Origin of the sequence: Eggerthella lenta DSM 2243 (assembly GCF_000024265.1) — a bacterium.
Taxonomy (GTDB): domain Bacteria; phylum Actinomycetota; class Coriobacteriia; order Coriobacteriales; family Eggerthellaceae; genus Eggerthella; species Eggerthella lenta.
In genome coordinates this window covers 2971529-2986676 of sequence record NC_013204.1, presented here as the reverse complement: position 1 = coordinate 2986676, position 15148 = coordinate 2971529, and the positions used below count along the sequence as shown (strand labels likewise).

Annotated in this window: 17 protein-coding genes; 15 read left to right on the top strand and 2 right to left on the bottom strand. The window is 65.0% G+C overall.

The genetic code is table 11. The features are described from left to right. The first annotated feature begins 191 nt into the window (after positions 1-191). The 9 genes from ruvX to ELEN_RS12770 all read left to right on the top strand — a co-directional run bounded on the left by ruvX (position 192) and on the right by ELEN_RS12770 (position 8130). Positions 192-608, top strand: coding sequence for a Holliday junction resolvase RuvX (gene ruvX, locus ELEN_RS12810; RefSeq protein WP_009306675.1), 417 nt, complete (start codon positions 192-194; stop codon positions 606-608). Positions 609-629: 21 nt separating this feature from the next. Then, positions 630-1787, top strand: coding sequence for an endolytic transglycosylase MltG (mltG, locus tag ELEN_RS12805; RefSeq protein WP_009306674.1), 1158 nt, complete (start codon positions 630-632; stop codon positions 1785-1787). A gap of 18 nt (positions 1788-1805) precedes the next feature. Beyond that, positions 1806-2366 (top strand): YqeG family HAD IIIA-type phosphatase, encoded by a 561-nt coding sequence (locus ELEN_RS12800; RefSeq protein WP_009306673.1) that lies wholly within the window; start codon positions 1806-1808, stop codon positions 2364-2366. Positions 2367-2393: 27 nt separating this feature from the next. Continuing rightward, a complete protein-coding gene (locus ELEN_RS12795; protein ID WP_009306672.1) occupies positions 2394-3341 on the top strand; it encodes a shikimate dehydrogenase family protein in 948 nt (315 codons plus the stop codon). A 365-nt stretch (positions 3342-3706) separates the two neighbouring features. Next, entirely contained in the window at positions 3707-4879 is a 1173-nt protein-coding gene (gene aroC / locus ELEN_RS12790; RefSeq protein ID WP_009306671.1) for a chorismate synthase, read from the top strand. Next, positions 4876-5445, top strand: coding sequence for a shikimate kinase (locus tag ELEN_RS12785; protein ID WP_015761253.1), 570 nt, complete (start codon positions 4876-4878; stop codon positions 5443-5445). Before aroC ends, ELEN_RS12785 begins: the two co-directional genes overlap by 4 nt. Then, positions 5427-6539 (top strand): 3-dehydroquinate synthase, encoded by a 1113-nt coding sequence (gene aroB, locus ELEN_RS12780; protein WP_015761252.1) that lies wholly within the window; start codon positions 5427-5429, stop codon positions 6537-6539. Before ELEN_RS12785 ends, aroB begins: the two co-directional genes overlap by 19 nt. A gap of 15 nt (positions 6540-6554) precedes the next feature. After that, positions 6555-6983 (top strand): type II 3-dehydroquinate dehydratase, encoded by a 429-nt coding sequence (aroQ, locus tag ELEN_RS12775; RefSeq protein WP_009306668.1) that lies wholly within the window; start codon positions 6555-6557, stop codon positions 6981-6983. Continuing rightward, complete coding sequence (locus ELEN_RS12770; protein ID WP_009306667.1) at positions 6964-8130, top strand: M24 family metallopeptidase; 1167 nt, start codon at positions 6964-6966, stop codon at positions 8128-8130. The genes aroQ and ELEN_RS12770 overlap by 20 nt, the downstream gene beginning before the upstream one ends. Positions 8131-8153: 23 nt before the next feature. On the opposite strand, the gene ELEN_RS16565 is transcribed toward ELEN_RS12770, so the two are convergent. Next, positions 8154-9188, bottom strand: coding sequence for an endonuclease domain-containing protein (locus tag ELEN_RS16565; RefSeq protein WP_227101198.1), 1035 nt, complete (start codon positions 9186-9188; stop codon positions 8154-8156). A 337-nt stretch (positions 9189-9525) separates the two neighbouring features. Here ELEN_RS16565 and efp point away from each other — a divergent pair, with 337 nt between their 5' ends. Beyond that, the gene (gene efp / locus ELEN_RS12760; protein ID WP_009306665.1) at positions 9526-10086 is read left to right on the top strand and encodes an elongation factor P; all 561 of its coding nucleotides are present in this window, start codon (positions 9526-9528) and stop codon (positions 10084-10086) included. 68 nt (positions 10087-10154) lie between these two features. On the opposite strand, the gene ELEN_RS12755 is transcribed toward efp, so the two are convergent. Beyond that, positions 10155-10460: a helix-turn-helix domain-containing protein gene (locus ELEN_RS12755; protein WP_229066550.1), complete on the bottom strand. Its 306-nt coding sequence runs from the start codon at positions 10458-10460 to the stop codon at positions 10155-10157. Positions 10461-10694: 234 nt separating this feature from the next. Here ELEN_RS12755 and accB point away from each other — a divergent pair, with 234 nt between their 5' ends. From accB to ELEN_RS12730, 5 genes are read left to right on the top strand one after another with little or no spacing between them, the layout of a single operon-like run. Then, positions 10695-12584 carry an acetyl-CoA carboxylase biotin carboxyl carrier protein gene (accB, locus tag ELEN_RS12750; protein ID WP_015761250.1) on the top strand — a complete coding sequence of 630 codons (1890 nt, stop codon included), beginning with the start codon at positions 10695-10697 and terminating at the stop codon, positions 12582-12584. Further along, positions 12584-13936: an acetyl-CoA carboxylase biotin carboxylase subunit gene (gene accC / locus ELEN_RS12745; protein WP_015761249.1), complete on the top strand. Its 1353-nt coding sequence runs from the start codon at positions 12584-12586 to the stop codon at positions 13934-13936. The genes accB and accC overlap by 1 nt, the downstream gene beginning before the upstream one ends. Continuing rightward, complete coding sequence (locus tag ELEN_RS12740) at positions 13933-14280, top strand: Asp23/Gls24 family envelope stress response protein (protein ID WP_015761248.1); 348 nt, start codon at positions 13933-13935, stop codon at positions 14278-14280. Before accC ends, ELEN_RS12740 begins: the two co-directional genes overlap by 4 nt. A gap of 25 nt (positions 14281-14305) precedes the next feature. Then, complete coding sequence (nusB, locus tag ELEN_RS12735; RefSeq protein ID WP_015761247.1) at positions 14306-14893, top strand: transcription antitermination factor NusB; 588 nt, start codon at positions 14306-14308, stop codon at positions 14891-14893. Beyond that, entirely contained in the window at positions 14883-15143 is a 261-nt protein-coding gene (locus tag ELEN_RS12730) for an exodeoxyribonuclease VII small subunit (protein WP_015761246.1), read from the top strand. The genes nusB and ELEN_RS12730 overlap by 11 nt, the downstream gene beginning before the upstream one ends. Positions 15144-15148 lie beyond the last annotated feature (5 nt).

Below are 15148 nucleotides of genomic sequence, written 5' to 3'. Positions count from 1 at the left end.
CACATTCACCTAGCTCAAAATTTTTGCCATATTCTCGCACCTCGACGACAAGCCGCCGTCTATCGACCGTGCGATTTTCTCAAAAGAGGTTGCGAGCATGCTTGCGCTCTTCGCCAGGTTGCCGCATTGACGTACAATAGGCTGAAAGCGGAAAGCCGCGCGTATCCGCCGGTAACATGAAAGGGCTCATCATGCGAATTATGGCTTTGGATATTGGGGAGACGCGCGTGGGGGTTGCGGTGAGCGATCCGGGGGAGCGGGTGGCTTCTCCGGTGGCCGTGCTGCCCGCCTCGGAAGTGCTGAACTGCGCGAAGCCGTTCCAGCGAGCGCTTGAGGATTGGGAGCCGGAGCTGCTGCTGTGCGGACTTCCCTACACCATGGCGGGCGCGGAGGGGCCTCAGGCCGCGCGCATTCGGAAAGCGGCGAAAACCATATCCGACGCCTGCGGCATCCCTTACGAATTCGCTGATGAGCGGTTAAGTTCGCAGGAAGCCAAACGGAGTTTGCGTGAAAAGGGCATGACCGAGAAGGCCATGCGCGGCAAAATAGATATGATAGCCGCAAGTTTGTTTTTGCAGGCGTGGCTTGACGCGCGCCGTGAGGCTTGATGGAAGAAGAGGATCAGTTCCATGCCCCAGCACAGGAAGCAAGTCACCTATTCTCAGCGTCCGAACCATGCAGCTCGCTCGGCTCATGCCCGGGGCGAGCGCCAGTTCCGTACGTACGATACCAGCTATATCCGCCCGAAGAAAAGCAAGGCTCCTGCTATAGTCGCCGCCGTTTTGGCCGTTCTTGTCGTCGGAGGTTTGGCGTGGGGCGCGCTCACCCTGTTCAACAGCTGTTCCGCGCAATCGGTCGAGCTTCTGGCCGAGGGTCAGGAGGCCACGATCACGGTGGCCGAAGGTGCTGGTGCCAAGGTCGTCGGAGAGCAGCTTGCGGAAGCCCGTCTGGTTTCCAATGCGGGAGACTTCACGAAGCGCGTCAACGAGATGGGCGTTGATTCCCAGCTCAAGCCCGGTACCTACACATTCGCGGGCGGTATGTCGCTCGACGCCATCATCAACCAGCTGACGGCCGGTCCGGTGGCGAACGCGCTCACCATCCCCGAAGGAAGCACGCTCGAGGCCGTTGCCCAGAGCGTGGCAACCTTCACCGAGAATCGCATCACGGCGGACGCGTTCACGGCCGCTGCGTCGGATGCCAGCTCATACGCGGCCGACTACGACTTCCTGGCCGACGCGGGCACGAACAGCCTGGAAGGCTTCCTGTTCCCGAAAACGTACGAGATCGGCGACGATGCCACGGCCGAGTCGGTAGTGCGCATGATGCTCGACCAGTTCAAGACCGAGACGTCGGGGCTCGATTGGTCCTACCCGCAAAGCCAGGGCCTCACCATCTACGATGCCGTGAAGCTGGCTTCCATCGTTGAGCGCGAGTCGTCGGGCGACGAGCAGATCCGCGCCCAGGTGGCCTCGGTGTTCTACAACCGCCTGAACAACTTCGGCGATCCGAACTACGGCTTCCTGCAAAGCGATGCGACCACGGCTTACGAGCTGGGTCACGACCCCACCCCCGAGGATATCAAGAATCCAACACCGTTCAACACCTACACGAACACGGGTCTGCCTCCCACGCCCATCTGCTCGCCGGGTCTCGATTGCCTGCAAGCCGTGTGCAACCCTGCGCAGACGAACTACTTCTTCTTCTACTTCGCGCCTGATGAAAGCGGTACGATGCAGTACTACTTCAGCGAAACGTACGAAGAGCATCAGCAGACGTTCTCCTAGGCCGTTAGCGACAACGCCATGGCTTTTCTCGAACCCGACCGCTACTTTGCGCGCATCTCGCGCATCGATATCGACCGCGACCTGCTGGCGCTGGACTTTCGCAACGTGCTGCTGGACGTGGACAACACCATCCTCACGCGTGACACCCACGAAGTGCCGCGCGATGTGGGGTTCTGGCTGGCGAAGGCGCGCGATGCGGGCATTACGTTCTGCCTTGTGTCCAACAACTGGCACGAAGGGGTGTACCAGCTGGCGAACCGTCTTTCGCTGCCCATCGTGGCGAAGGCCGTCAAGCCGTTGCCGCCCGCGTTCCTCATGGCTTTGCGCAAGCTGGGAGCGAAGCGTTCCGAGACGGTGGTCATCGGCGATCAGCTGGTCACCGACGTCATGGGCGCGCATTTTCTGGGCATGAAGGCGTATCTGCTGGCTCCGCTGGTGGAGCAGGATCTGCCCCATACGCTGCTGCTGCGCAACTTCGAGCGCGTCGTCATGGGCGAGCGTAAGCCGGAGGGCGCCGCATCGACGTCGCAGAACGCCGTCCCCTGCGAGGATGAGGAACCCGACGCGCAGGGCGTCTGATGTGAACGAGCGAGCGAAAGGATCGTTATGACCGACACGCAAGCCGAACGGCCGGCCGAGAGCCTGTACCTCTTGGGACATCCCATTGCGCACTCTTCGTCGCCCGCGATGTACAACGCCGTGTACGAGCGCTTAGGATTGCCGTGGCGCTACGGTTTGGCTGATTGCGCGACCGAGGAAGAGGCGCGCTCGTTCGTGGAGGCGCGCGGCTTCCTGTCCATCAACATCACCACGCCGTACAAGCCGCTCGCGTTCGAGGCCGCCACGGCGAAGGCTGCCACGGCGAAGCTCGCCCAGGGCGCGAACGTGCTGGTGAAGAAGGGTGACGCGCTCATCGGCTTCAACACCGACGGCCAGGGCTGCGTGGCGTACTTGGAGCGCACGGGCTTTTGCTTCGCAGGCAAGCGCGTGGCCGTGTGCGGCACGGGCCCCACGGCGCTGTCCATCCTGCACGCATGCGCCATCGCCGGGGCGGACGTGGCCATGCTGGTCGGGCGCGACAAGGAGCGCTCCCGCAAGGTGCTCGAAGGCTACGTCGAGCGGTTCGGCCTGTTGGCAAATGCCACGGTGGACCTGCCGGCAGCGCAGGCGCACCATCGCAGCTTCCGCACGGCTTACGAGCGCACCACGTTCAAGTTCGGCAGCTACACCACGTCCACGAAGGCGCTGGCCGCCGCCGATCTCGTGGTGAACGCGACGCCGCTCGGCATGAACGAGGGCGACGGCTCGCCGTTCGACGTCGAGCTTCTGAGCGCGGGGCAGACCGTGTTCGACGCGGTATACGGCCACGGCGAGACGGCGCTCGTGCGCGCCGCGCGCGAAGCGGGATGTACGGTGCACGACGGCGCCGGGATGCTGGTAGCGCAGGCGGTGGCTACCGTGCACGCCGTGTGCGACCTCGCCGAGGTCGACGTCGCCCTGTCTGACGACGAGCTGTTCGCCTTGATGGCGGAAGCGGCAGGGTTCGACCTGTAGACTTCCGTCATCCTGAACGGAACCGACTGGTTGCTTCGTCATCCTGGGCGGAGCGCGTAGCGCGGAGTCGAAGGATCCCGTGAGGCGCCAGCTGAAAGCGTCTCGGTTGGCACCGTACGGGATCCTTCGCGTCCCCGCTTCGCGGAGCCTCCCTGCGCTCGCTCCGCGTGCTCGGGAGTTCGACAGTCCACTGGACTGTCGAATGCTGTGCTCGCTCAGGATGACGAGTACGTGAGCCATAGGGATGGGGTTGATGCCTCATTCGATGCGGATGCGGCGTGCGACCTGCTTTTCGCTAGCCTTGCCTGAACGGTAGGGTACAATACGATGCGAACCATTCGTATCAGCGCGGAAAGCGACAGACTATGCGATACCTAACAGCAGGCGAGAGCCACGGTCCGTGCCTGACGGCCATCGTCGAAGGCGTGCCCGCGGGCTTGAAGATCTCCGAATCGCAGATCAACACCGACCTTTCTCGTCGTCAGTCCGGTTACGGGCGCGGCGGCCGCCAACGTATCGAGCGCGATACCGTGGAGGTCGTCTCCGGCGTGCGCTTCGGCCGCACGCTGGGAACTCCTATCGCGCTCGTGGTGCGCAACCGGGACTGGGAGAACTGGACCGATCGCATGGCCACGTTCGGCGAGGCTCCGTCCGACCTCGCCCGTGAGGTCACGCCACGCCCCGGCCACGCCGACCTCGTGGGGGCGCTCAAAACCGACACGTCCGACTGCCGCAACATCCTCGAGCGCGCAAGCGCCCGCGAGACGGCTGCGCGCGTGGCGGCGGCCGGCATCGCGCGCGAGTTCTTGGCCGACCTGGGTGTGGAGGTGTTCTCGTACGTCACGTCCATCGGAAGCGCGTCCTTCAAAGAGGACGACGCGCTCATGAACGCTCCCGACTACAAGCCGCTGGCTATCGAGACGAGCGAGGTGCGCTGTCCCGACGAACAGGCGACGGAGGCCATGAAGGCCGAGATCGACCGCGCGAAAGACGCGGGCGAGAGCCTGGGCGGCACGTTCCGCGTCGTGGTGACGGGGCTCGTGCCGGGCGTGGGCGGCTACGCTACGGCGGACGATCGTCTGACCTCGCGTTTGGGAGCGGCGCTGTTCTCCATCCCTGCCATCAAGGGCGTCGAGTTCGGTCTGGGCTTCGAAGCGGCTCGCCGCGTGGGCTCCGAGGTGCACGACCCCATCGCGCTGGACAAGCAGGTCGGCTTCGTGCGCACGTCGAACAATGCGGGCGGCCTCGAAGGCGGCATGACCACGGGCATGCCCCTCATCGTGAGTGCGGCCATGAAGCCCATTCCCACGCTCATGACGCCGCTCGAGACGGTGAACCTCGACACGTTGGAAGTCGAAGAGGCGTCGAAGGAGCGCAGCGACACGTGCGCCGTTCCCGCCTGCGCCGTGGTGGCCGAGAGCGAGGTGGCGTTCGTGCTGGCCGAGGCGTACCTCGAGAAGTTCGGGCGCGATAACATGGCCGACATCAAGGCGGCCGTGAAAGCGTACCGCCAGCGGCTCAGGACGATGGCGCGATGAGGCACGAGGCTTCGAGACGACCTCGCGTGGTGGGGGAGCTTGCGCGCCCCGTGTTCTTCGTGGGATTCATGGGCGCGGGGAAGACGTCGGTCGCGCGACGGCTGGCGCGCACCTGCGGCGTGGCCTCGGTGGACATGGACACGTACCTCGAGCGCCGCGAGGGCAAGCGCGTGAAGGAGATCTTCGCGCAGGCGGGCGAGGACGGCTTCCGCGCCATCGAGACGGACGTGCTGCGCGAGCTGGCCGGCAAGGAGCCGCTGCTCGTGTCGTGCGGCGGCGGCGTGGTGAAGCGCGATGAGAACCGCGCCATCCTGCGCGATGCGGGGTTCGTCGTGTACCTGAAGGTCACGGCCGACGAGGCGAAGTCGCGCATCAGCGACACCTCCACGCGCCCTTTGTTCCAGGACCTCGATGTCGCGCGCAAGACGTCCGAGGAGCGCCTGCCCCTGTACGCCGAGGTGGCCGACCTCACCATCGACACCGCCGGCAAGAACGTGGCTACCATCGCGCGCGAAGTGCAGAGCGCGCTCGAGAAGGAGGGCATCCTGTGCCTGCAACGAAAGTGATCGTCAACATCCCCGGCGAAGAAGCCTACGACGTGCGCATCGGCGGCGGCGTGCTGGCGAATCTGGGCGCGCATCTGCGCAAGCTGCCGGTGTTCGCCGAGTCGGACCGCGCGCTCGTCGTCACCGACGAGAACGTTGCGCCGCTGTATCGCGCCGACGCGAAGGAAGCGCTCGCGCAAGCCGGGTTCCGCGTGAGCGACATCGCCGTGCCGGCGGGCGAAGGCTCGAAGTCTGTCGAGGTGGCGGGAGAGATATGGGAGGCCATGGCCAGCCTTGCGCTCGGCCGCGACTGCGTGGTGGTGGCGCTCGGCGGCGGCGTGGTGGGCGACCTCGCCGGGTTCGTTGCCGCAACCTATATGCGCGGCGTGCCGGTGGTGCAGGTTCCCACGACGCTGCTATCTATGGTGGACTCCTCGGTGGGCGGCAAGACCGGCGTCAACCTGGCGGCCGGCAAGAACCTCGTGGGCGCGTTCAAACAGCCGGCGTACGTGTGCGCCGACACGGCCACGCTGGCCACGCTCGACGAACGCGAGTGGGCCTGCGGCTGCGCGGAGATAGCGAAGTCCGCGGTCATCGACTCGGACGACTTCTTCTTCTGGCTGGTCGACGCGGCGGGCGCGCTGGCGGCGCGCGACGAGGTGGTAGTAGAGGAGGCCATCGCGCGCTCGGTGGTGTTCAAGGCCGACGTGGTGGCTGCCGACAAGTCCGAGAGCAAGGGCGTGCGCGAGTGCCTGAACTACGGCCACACGTTGGGACATGCGGTCGAATCGCTGGCGGGGTACGGCGCGTTCTCGCACGGCGCGGCCGTGGCCGAGGGCATGCGCTTCGCCGCGCGCATGGCCGTGTCGCTGGTGGACGCGCCGCTCGATTTGGTCGAGACGCAGGACAGCCTGCTCGACCAGCTGGGCCTGCCCGCCCTCGACTGGTCGGCCGAGCCGGAGGCCATGCTGGAGGCCATGAAGCGCGACAAGAAGGCCCGTCGCGGCCAGGTGCGCTTCGTGCTGCCCCGCGACGTGGGTTCCTGGCAGCTCGCCGACGTCGACGACGCCACCATCCTCGACCACCTGAACGCTTGGGCTCGCTCGAAGGCATAGGGGAGGAAGCCGATTATGAAGAAGATTCTGGTGTTGAACGGGCCGAACCTCAATTTGCTGGGAGTCCGCGAGCCCGACGTGTACGGCACGGTGACGCTTGCCGACATCGAGCGCGAGGTGACGGAATACGCGGCCGAGCGGGGTGCGAGCGTCGACTGCTTCCAAAGCAACCATGAGGGCGCGCTCATCGACAAGTTGCACGAGGCGCGCGGCGCGTACGACGGCATCGTCTACAATCCCGGTGCGCACACGCACTACTCGTACGCGCTGCGCGACGCCGTGTCGTCCATCGACGTGCCCACGGTGGAGGTGCATCTATCCGATATTTCCGCGCGCGAGGAGTTCCGCCGCATCTCGGTCATCGCGCCGGTATGCGTGGCGCAGATCAAGGGCAAGGGCAAAGAGGGCTACAAGGAGGCCGTCGATGTGCTGCTCGCCCGATAGCGCCGCGCTCGCTGCGGCTGCCGGGCCTCGCCTCGATCGTCTCCGCGCCGCCTGCGCCGATGCGGGCATGGGCGCGTTCTTCGTGCGCGACACCTCGAACATCGCCTGGCTCACCGCGTTCGACGGCGTGTTCGACGACGAGGACGCGCACGCGCTGCTGGTTACGCCGAGCGATGCCGTGCTGCACACCGACTCGCGCTACAGCGAGGCAGCGCGCGCGGCGGCTGCCCGCGAAGGTGCGGTCGCGGTCGACGACGCACGGGTCGCCCACGCGAAGTTCGTCGCCGAAACCTTCGCCGCCCGCCATGCCGACCGGCCGTCGGTCGAGGCCGAAGCCATCGCGCTCGGCATCGAGGACTCCATGTCGCTCGCCGGCTTTCGCGCCCTCGAAGCCGCCTTCGCGGAGGTTCCCGAGCGTCCGAAACTGCGAGAAACGTCTGACTTCATCGTGAACCTGCGCGCCGTGAAAGACGTGCAGGAGATCGCGCGCATGAAGGCGGCCCAGGCCGTCACCGACGCCGCGTTCGCGCACATCGTGGGGTACATGCGTCCCGGCATGACCGAGCGCGAGGTGCAGATCGAGCTGGAGGACTTCATGCGTCGCCACGGCGCCGAGGGCCTTGCGTTCCCGTCCATCGTAGCCGCGGGCGCGAACGGCGCGAGTCCCCATGCCATTCCTGGCCAGACGGTGCTCGAGGCGGGTCAATGCGTCGTGCTCGATTTCGGCGCACGGGCGCACGGGTACTGCTCGGACATGACGCGCACGGTGTTCTTGGGCCAGCCGTCCCAGAAGATGCGCGATGCCTACGCGGCCATCCGCAGCGCGAACGAGCAGGTGGAAGCCGTGCTCAAGCCGGGCGTGACGGGCAAGGCCATGCACGAGCTGGCCGAGCGCGCGCTCGCGGACGCGGGTTTTGCCGGCAAGATGGGCCACAGCTTGGGCCACGGCGTGGGCATCGACATCCACGAGCAGCCCGCGCTGTCGCCGCGCAACGAGCAGCCCCTCGTGCCGGGCAACGTAGTGACGGTCGAGCCGGGCATCTACCTGCCGGGCGAATTCGGCATGCGCCTGGAAGATTTCGGCGTGATCACGCCCGACGGCTTCGAGGTCTTCACCCGATCAACCCACGATCCGGTGATCCTGTAGCCGGCGGGCTCTCATCGCCGTTCTCACGCGCGTGCACCTTCCCAGAGGTTCTCGAGCAGCTGCTCGCGCAGCTCAAGGTGCTTGCGGGTGAACTCGGGGTCGTGGTAGCGCAGCCGCTTGCCTGTAAGCTTCGCCACTTGCCGCGCAAGGCGATTGAAGGTTCCGCTATCCGTGATGTGGCCGGGGAAGACCGTTATCACGGTGAATCCAAGCGCGATGAGCGTGCTGCGCCGTCGCGCATCGCTGCTTTGTCGGCCTGGCTCGGAATGATGGAGCCGCGAGTCGTACTCTACCGCGAGGTTTGCTTCCGGCCAGCAGAGGTCGCAGAGGCAGTAGCTGCGGTCGGCAAGTTCGCGCAAGCTAGCCGGTGCGTCAACGCGGTAGTTGAGCTTCGGCTTCTTCAGCCCGTAGCCGCCCAGGTTGTTCGGCAAATACAGCAGCAGGGCGAGCAAGGTTTCCATAGCAGAGGCCGAGCCGTCCAACAGGTAGCGCGTTGCGCGCAACGCCGTGGCTCGCCCGGGTGCGCCCGCTGCGGCTTCGACGAAGGCTCTCAGCTTGGCGGCTGTCGTGAGCGGGGCTTCGCGCGAGATCGCGGGTCCGTTTTCGGCCAATGCGTACGTTCCGCATAGTTCGAGTCCAAGCTGTACGAGTTGGGCGACGGTCATCTCGCGAGCCATTTGCAGGAAGCAGAACTCCGGCGTGCTGACAAGAAATCCCTGTCCTGCATCGACAAAGGAGCTTGCCGGCAGGCTCGTCCACTTATGGCTGACCAGGCTCGCTGTAGTCGTTCTGGCTTCGGTTGTGCCGACGATTGCGCGAACGGGCAGCTTGCATCCGGCCGGTCGGCGGTTTCCTTGCGCAAGCCGCGGCTTCGAGGGGCACGACAACGCTTTCGTCGCGCGGCGCGTTGCGGTCCTTCGTTCTTGATATCCGCGCAGGAAGCCAGGGCCGACCAATCGCCAGTATTCAAGAGCGGAGCGATATCCGATAAGTATATCCATGTCGGCCACTATAGAAGAATCTGGCAGAAAAATCGAGATAGGCAAATTGAACAGCAAGGAATGCCCCTTCGCGTATCGAGGGCAAGAACAAAATGCCAGATCACGTCTTTCGTAAGCTGTCTTTGAGAGCGGTTGCCCGTATGGAAATTTACTTACCTCGATTTTTTTGCCGTAATCGGGGATGCCGGCGACCGCGTGCGCAGGTTGGCGACCGCGTGAACAGGTGGGAGGCGGTGTGCGCATGCATCGTCAAGGCGCCATGCCCTGATTTTTTTCTGATACGGTTGATGTGCGCACGCAAGGTTTGCCCGACACGCTATAATGTACCGGTTTGAACGCTGATCGGGCCCCGCGGCGCGCAGCGGATCGCCCGTGAACGAAAGGATTACCGAGTATGGCTATCTCTACCGCCGATTTCAAGAACGGCATGTGCATCGAGTTTAACGGCAAGCTGTGCACCATCGTCGAGTTCCAGCATGTGAAGCCCGGCAAGGGCAGCGCCTTCGTCCGCACGAAGCTGCGCGACATCAAGACTGGCCGCATCATCGACAACACGTTCAACGCCGGCGTCAAGGTGGAATCCGTGCGTCTCGAGACGAAGAAGCTGCAGTACCTCTACAACGACGGTGCCGATTTCAACTTCATGGACAACGACACGTTCGAGCAGATGGCCATCTCGACCGAAACCGTCGGCGATGCCGCGAAGTGGCTCAAGGAGAACGACGAGGCGTCGCTGCTGTACGCTGGCGACGAGCTGATCAGCATCGAGCCCCAGATGTTCGTCGAGCTCGAGGTCACGCACACCGAGCCCGGCTTCAAGGGCGACACGGCCACTAACACGACGAAGCCCGCCACGCTGGAGACCGGCGTCGAAGTGCAGGTTCCCACGTTCGTCGAGATCGGCGACGTTCTGCAGATCGACACCCGCGACGGCCGCTTCATCAAGCGCGTGTAGCAAGCGCGAAACCCCGACTCGGCTCAATGGAAACGAGGGCGCCCGACGGGCGCCCTCGTTTTGTTCGTCTACATACGCGCGTGGTTGTCGGGCAGGGGGAGGGGATAGTCCTCCAGCTTGTAAGCGGCGAGATCGAGCAGCTCGCCGGGGTTCACGTCGAGGGCGCGGGCCAGCTTCACGATGTCGGAGAGGCGCACGTCCACGAGGCCGCCTTCGAGGTTGCTGATGCGCGGGTGCTTCGTGCCCACCATCTCGGCCAGCGTGGTTTGGGAAAGTCCTTCGGAGGTTCGCACGTCGAGAAGCCGGCTGCCCAGGTCGGCGGACAAGCGCTGGACAAGGGGATCCTTGCGCGCCATCTTCTCGTTTTTGCTCATCTCGCTCATACAGCAAGCGTAACGGCGCGCAAAACGCAAGCCGTCATCCAGCGGTTACAATGCTGGTTCTTTTTGATGAGCGCGCCGCATACGTATCCCGAGGCGAACCTCCCGCCGCTCTAAATCTGTTGCTTGTCGGTGAATTTCCCCGGTCGTCGCCTTGGCGGCGTGGGGTTACTCTATAATTCTTGTTTCGATCTTTGACTAACTGCAAACCGAAGGGGGTGTGAGTTCATGCCAAGGCTTCAGATCATGGATACCACCATCCGTGACGGCCAGCAAAGCCTCTGGGCCACGCGCATGCAGATCGGCGATATGCTGCCGATCCTGCCTAAAATGGACCGTGTCGGGTACTGGGCCATCGAGGCGTGGGGCGGTGCGACGTTTGACACGTGCATGCGCTTCCTCGACGAGAACCCGTGGGAGCGACTGCGATCTATCAAGGCGCAGACGCCGAACACGCCGCTCTCGATGCTGTCCCGCGGTCAGAACTTGGTGGGGTACAAGCACTATTCGCGCGACATCTGCAATCATTTCATCAAGGCCGCGAAGCGCAATGGCGTGCATGTCTTCCGCGTGTTCGACGCGCTCAACGACATCCGCAACGTCGTCGACAACGCCGAAGCCATCAAGGAATGCGGCGGCCACTTCGAAGGAGCCATCTCCTACACGATGTCGCCGGTCCACACGCTCGACAGCTTCCTCGACTACGGTCAGAAGCTCAAGGACCTCGGTGCCGACTCCATCTGCATCAAGGACATGGCGGGCATGCTCACGCCGTACCGCACCGAGCGCATGGTGAAGGCCTTCAATGCCGAAATCGGTTTGCCGCTGCACATCCATTGCCACTACGTCGGCGGCATGGCTCCCGCCAACATCCTCAAGGCCGCCGAAGCCGGCGCCGCCATCGCCGACACGGCCCATGCGCCGCTGGCGTTCGGCAACTCGCACCCGGCCGTCGAGATGATCGTCGCCGCGCTCCAGGAGAGCCGTTACGACACCGGCCTCGACCTCGATCTCTTGTTCGAGATCGCCGAGTACTGGGAAGGCGTGCGCAAGCGCGGCCACTACAAGCGCGGCGTCTCGTCGCTCACGCACATGCAGGTGTACTCGCACCAGGTGCCGGGCGGCATGATGTCGAACCTCGTGTCGCAGCTGGAAATCCAGAACGCGGCCGACCGCCTGCCCGAGGTCATGAAGGAGATCCCGAAGGTGCGCGCCGAGGTGGGCTACCCGCCGCTCGTCACGCCGATGTCGCAGATCGTGGGCACGCAGGCCGTGTTCAACGTGCTCACCGGCAAGCGTTGGAGCGTCGTGTCCAAGGAGATGAAGGATTACATCTGCGGGTACTACGGCAAGGCGCCGGGCCGCATGGACAAGGACATCGTGGCGAAGGTCGTGGGCAACTCCGAGATGCTGCCGCCCGACGTGGCGCCCGGCTCGCTCGTCACCACCACCTACGCGCAGGTCGAAGAAGAGATCGGCGACCTTGCGAAGAGCGAGGAAGACGTGCTCATGTACGCCCTGTTCCCGAACGAGGCGCGCACGTTCCTCAGCAAGCACCGGACATCGGAGAAGGTCGACTTCCTCATGGAGCAGGAGTCGAGCCACACCAAGGAGGACGATTACGTGGACATCAATCAGATTCGCGAGCTGGTTCGCGTCGCCGAGGAAAGCGGCGTCGGCGAGATCGTAGTTGAGGAAGAGGGCACCCGCATCGCCGTGCGCATGCCGGGCACCCTGTCCTCCGAAGCCGCCGCCGCTGCCGCCGCCGCTCCGGTTGCCGCTGTGGCCCCGGCTCCGGCAGCCGCCGCTCCTGCCGCCGCAGCGGACGACGTCGAGCGCCCCTCCGACTGGTACGCCGTCACGGCTCCCATGGTGGGCACGTTCTACGCGTCCCCCGCGCCGGGCGAGCCTCCGTTCGTGCAGGTGGGCGACGAGGTTGCCGCCAACCAGACGCTGTGCATCGTCGAGGCCATGAAGCTCATGAACGAGATCGCAGCCGAGGAGATGGGCACCGTCCGCGAGGTGTGCCTCGAGGACGCGTCCCCCGTCGAGTTCGGCACGGTGCTGTTCTACGTCGAGCCGCACGGCGCCCCGGCCCCGGCCCCGGAGACGGCGTAATGTTTAAGAAGATCCTGATCGCCAACCGCGGCGAGGTCGCCCTGCGCGTCATGCGCGCCTGCAAGGAGCTGGGCGTGAAGACGGTCGCGGTCTACTCGACCGAGGACGCCAACACCTACCCCGTGCAGTACGCCGACGAGGCCGTATGCATCGGCCCTGCTCAGGCGAACAAGAGCTACCTTATCATACCGAACATCATCGCGGCGGCGAAGACCACCGGCGCGGAGGCCGTGCATCCCGGCTACGGCTTCCTCGCCGAGAACGCCGACTTCGCCCGCGCCTGCGCCGACAACGACCTCGTGTTCATCGGGCCCAGCCCCGAGTGCATCGAGCGCATGGGCGACAAGAGCTCCGCGCGCGAGACCATGAAGGCGTGCGGCGTGCCCACCGTCCCGGGCTCCGACGGCTGCATCGAAACGGCGGCCGAGGCCAAGGCGTTCGCCGACACCGTGGGCTATCCCGTGCTCATCAAGGCGACGGCAGGCGGCGGCGGCAAGGGCATGCGCGAAGTGCACGACCCGGCCGACCTCGAGGCGCAGTACGCTGCGGCCCGCAACGAGGCCGGCGCCGCGTTCGGCAACGACGGCGTGTACCTGGAGAAGCTCGTGCTGCGCCCGCGCCACGTGGAGATCCAGGTGCTGGCCGACGACTTCGGCAACAACATCGCCCTGTGCGAGCGCGACTGCTCCGTGCAGCGCCGCCATCAGAAGCTCATCGAGGAAGCGCCCTCGCCGGCGCTGACCGAGGACCTGCGCCGCGCCATGGGCGTGGCGGCCATCAAGGCCGTGCGCGCCACGAACTACAAGAACGCCGGCACCATCGAGTTTCTGCTCGACGAGCGCGGGTCGTTCTACTTCATGGAGATGAACACGCGGGTGCAGGTGGAGCACCCGGTGACCGAGCAGATCACCGGCACCGACATCATCAAGGAGCAGCTGCGCATCGCCTCCGGCGAGCCTATGAGCTGCGCCGATCGCGCGCCGTTCTCGCCTGCAGGCCATGCGATGGAATTCCGCATCAACGCGGAAGACCCCCAGCATGGCTTCCGTCCGTGCCCCGGCACCATCACGAAGTTCGAGGCTCCGGCCGGCCCCGGCGTGCGCGTGGAAAGCTACGTGCGCACGGGCTCGCGCATCTCGCCCTACTACGACTCGCTTGTGGCGAAGCTCGTGGTGTACGGCCAGGATCGCGAGGAAGCGCTCGCGCGCGGCCGCCGCGCGCTCGACGAGTTCGTGATCGAGGGCATCGAGACCACGATCGCGTTCCATCGTCGCGTGCTCGACAACGCGGTGTTCTGCTCGGGCGACGTGACCACCGACTTCATCGAAACCCAGATGGGAGACGTACTATGACAGAGCTCAACGTCGACGGCATGGCGCTTGCGCCGGGCGTCGTCGAAACCATCGTGTCCATTGCGGCCAACGAAGTGGAAGGCGTGGCCTGCATCGGCCCGTCCACCACGAGCGGCCTGCGCTCCGTGTTCGGCAGCAAGCCGACCACGCAGGGCATCGAGATCACCGTGGGCGAGGACGACAAGCTGCAGATTTCCATTCGCGTGGACGTGTACTACGGCTTCGTGCTTCCCGACCTCGCCGCCAGCATTCGCCAGGCTATCTCCGATGCGGTGACCAGCCAGGTGGGCATTCCCGTGGGTGCCGTGGACGTGTACATCGACGGCATGCAGTTCGCCCGCTAAACGCCCGGAGGCTTTAAGAATCTATATGGCTGCCAAACGACATGAACGAACCAGTGCGCGCCGTGCCGCGCTCCAAGTGCTCTACACGAGCGAGATAACCGACGAGTCGCCTGCGGCGATCGCCGAGGGCAACAGCCGCCTCGATGAGGACGGTCCGCTGCCCGAGTACGCGCTCAAGCTTGTGCTGGGCGTGGAATCCCATCGCTGCGCCATCGACAACCACCTCGCGGCCACGTCCGAGAACTGGTCGCTGGCCCGCATGCCCATCGTCGACCGCTCCATCCTGCGGTTGGCCACGTTCGAGATGATGTACATCGACGACGTGCCCACCTCGGTCACCATCAACGAGGCGGTGGAGCTGGCGAAGGACTTCGGCGGAGAAGACGAGTCGCACCGTTTCGTCAACGGCATCCTCGGCCGCATCGCCAAGATGCTGGAAGGGGAGGAAGACGAGGGGGCGGAGTCGGAGGGCGACCCCGAGGTGCCCGCCGATGGCGACGCTGCTTCCGACGGCCTCTCCCCTGACGCTGCGGATACCGCATGCGACCAGGTTGAGCCCCTCGCGGCCCAGGACGACAAGTCGCCGGAAGGAGAGCTCTCCCATGGCGCTTGAGTCGTATGATAGCTTCGAGGCGGTGAAAACCCGCCTCGACGAGATCGTCGACGCGGTGAGCGACGACGAGTTGGCGCTCGACGATGCGCTCGCCCTGTACGAAGAGGCGGTAGGGCTCGGGCTGCGCGCCAGCGACCTGCTCGAGGATAATATCGAAACGCAACAGAGCGTCGAGGGAGCGGACGAGGTGTCGGACGAGCCGTCCGACGATGTGCCCGCACAGGAGACGGGTGCGCCGGTTTCGGCGTAGCCCCT

Excerpts from the sequence above, each read along its gene's own strand:
- ELEN_RS12740 (WP_015761248.1), top strand. The coding sequence starts at position 13,933 with ATGACAGAGCTCAACGTCGACGGCATGGCGCTTGCGCCGGGCGTCGTC.
- efp (WP_009306665.1), top strand. The coding sequence starts at position 9,526 with ATGGCTATCTCTACCGCCGATTTCAAGAACGGCATGTGCATCGAGTTT.
- aroQ (WP_009306668.1), top strand. The coding sequence starts at position 6,555 with ATGAAGAAGATTCTGGTGTTGAACGGGCCGAACCTCAATTTGCTGGGA.
- ELEN_RS12730 (WP_015761246.1), top strand. The coding sequence starts at position 14,883 with ATGGCGCTTGAGTCGTATGATAGCTTCGAGGCGGTGAAAACCCGCCTC.
- ELEN_RS12770 (WP_009306667.1), top strand. The coding sequence starts at position 6,964 with ATGTGCTGCTCGCCCGATAGCGCCGCGCTCGCTGCGGCTGCCGGGCCT.
- accC (WP_015761249.1), top strand. The coding sequence starts at position 12,584 with ATGTTTAAGAAGATCCTGATCGCCAACCGCGGCGAGGTCGCCCTGCGC.
- ELEN_RS12785 (WP_015761253.1), top strand. The coding sequence starts at position 4,876 with ATGAGGCACGAGGCTTCGAGACGACCTCGCGTGGTGGGGGAGCTTGCG.
- aroC (WP_009306671.1), top strand. The coding sequence starts at position 3,707 with ATGCGATACCTAACAGCAGGCGAGAGCCACGGTCCGTGCCTGACGGCC.
- accB (WP_015761250.1), top strand. The coding sequence starts at position 10,695 with ATGCCAAGGCTTCAGATCATGGATACCACCATCCGTGACGGCCAGCAA.
- nusB (WP_015761247.1), top strand. The coding sequence starts at position 14,306 with ATGGCTGCCAAACGACATGAACGAACCAGTGCGCGCCGTGCCGCGCTC.
- ruvX (WP_009306675.1), top strand. The coding sequence starts at position 192 with ATGCGAATTATGGCTTTGGATATTGGGGAGACGCGCGTGGGGGTTGCG.
- ELEN_RS12795 (WP_009306672.1), top strand. The coding sequence starts at position 2,394 with ATGACCGACACGCAAGCCGAACGGCCGGCCGAGAGCCTGTACCTCTTG.
- ELEN_RS12800 (WP_009306673.1), top strand. The coding sequence starts at position 1,806 with ATGGCTTTTCTCGAACCCGACCGCTACTTTGCGCGCATCTCGCGCATC.
- ELEN_RS12755 (WP_229066550.1), bottom strand. The coding sequence starts at position 10,460 with ATGAGCAAAAACGAGAAGATGGCGCGCAAGGATCCCCTTGTCCAGCGC.
- mltG (WP_009306674.1), top strand. The coding sequence starts at position 630 with ATGCCCCAGCACAGGAAGCAAGTCACCTATTCTCAGCGTCCGAACCAT.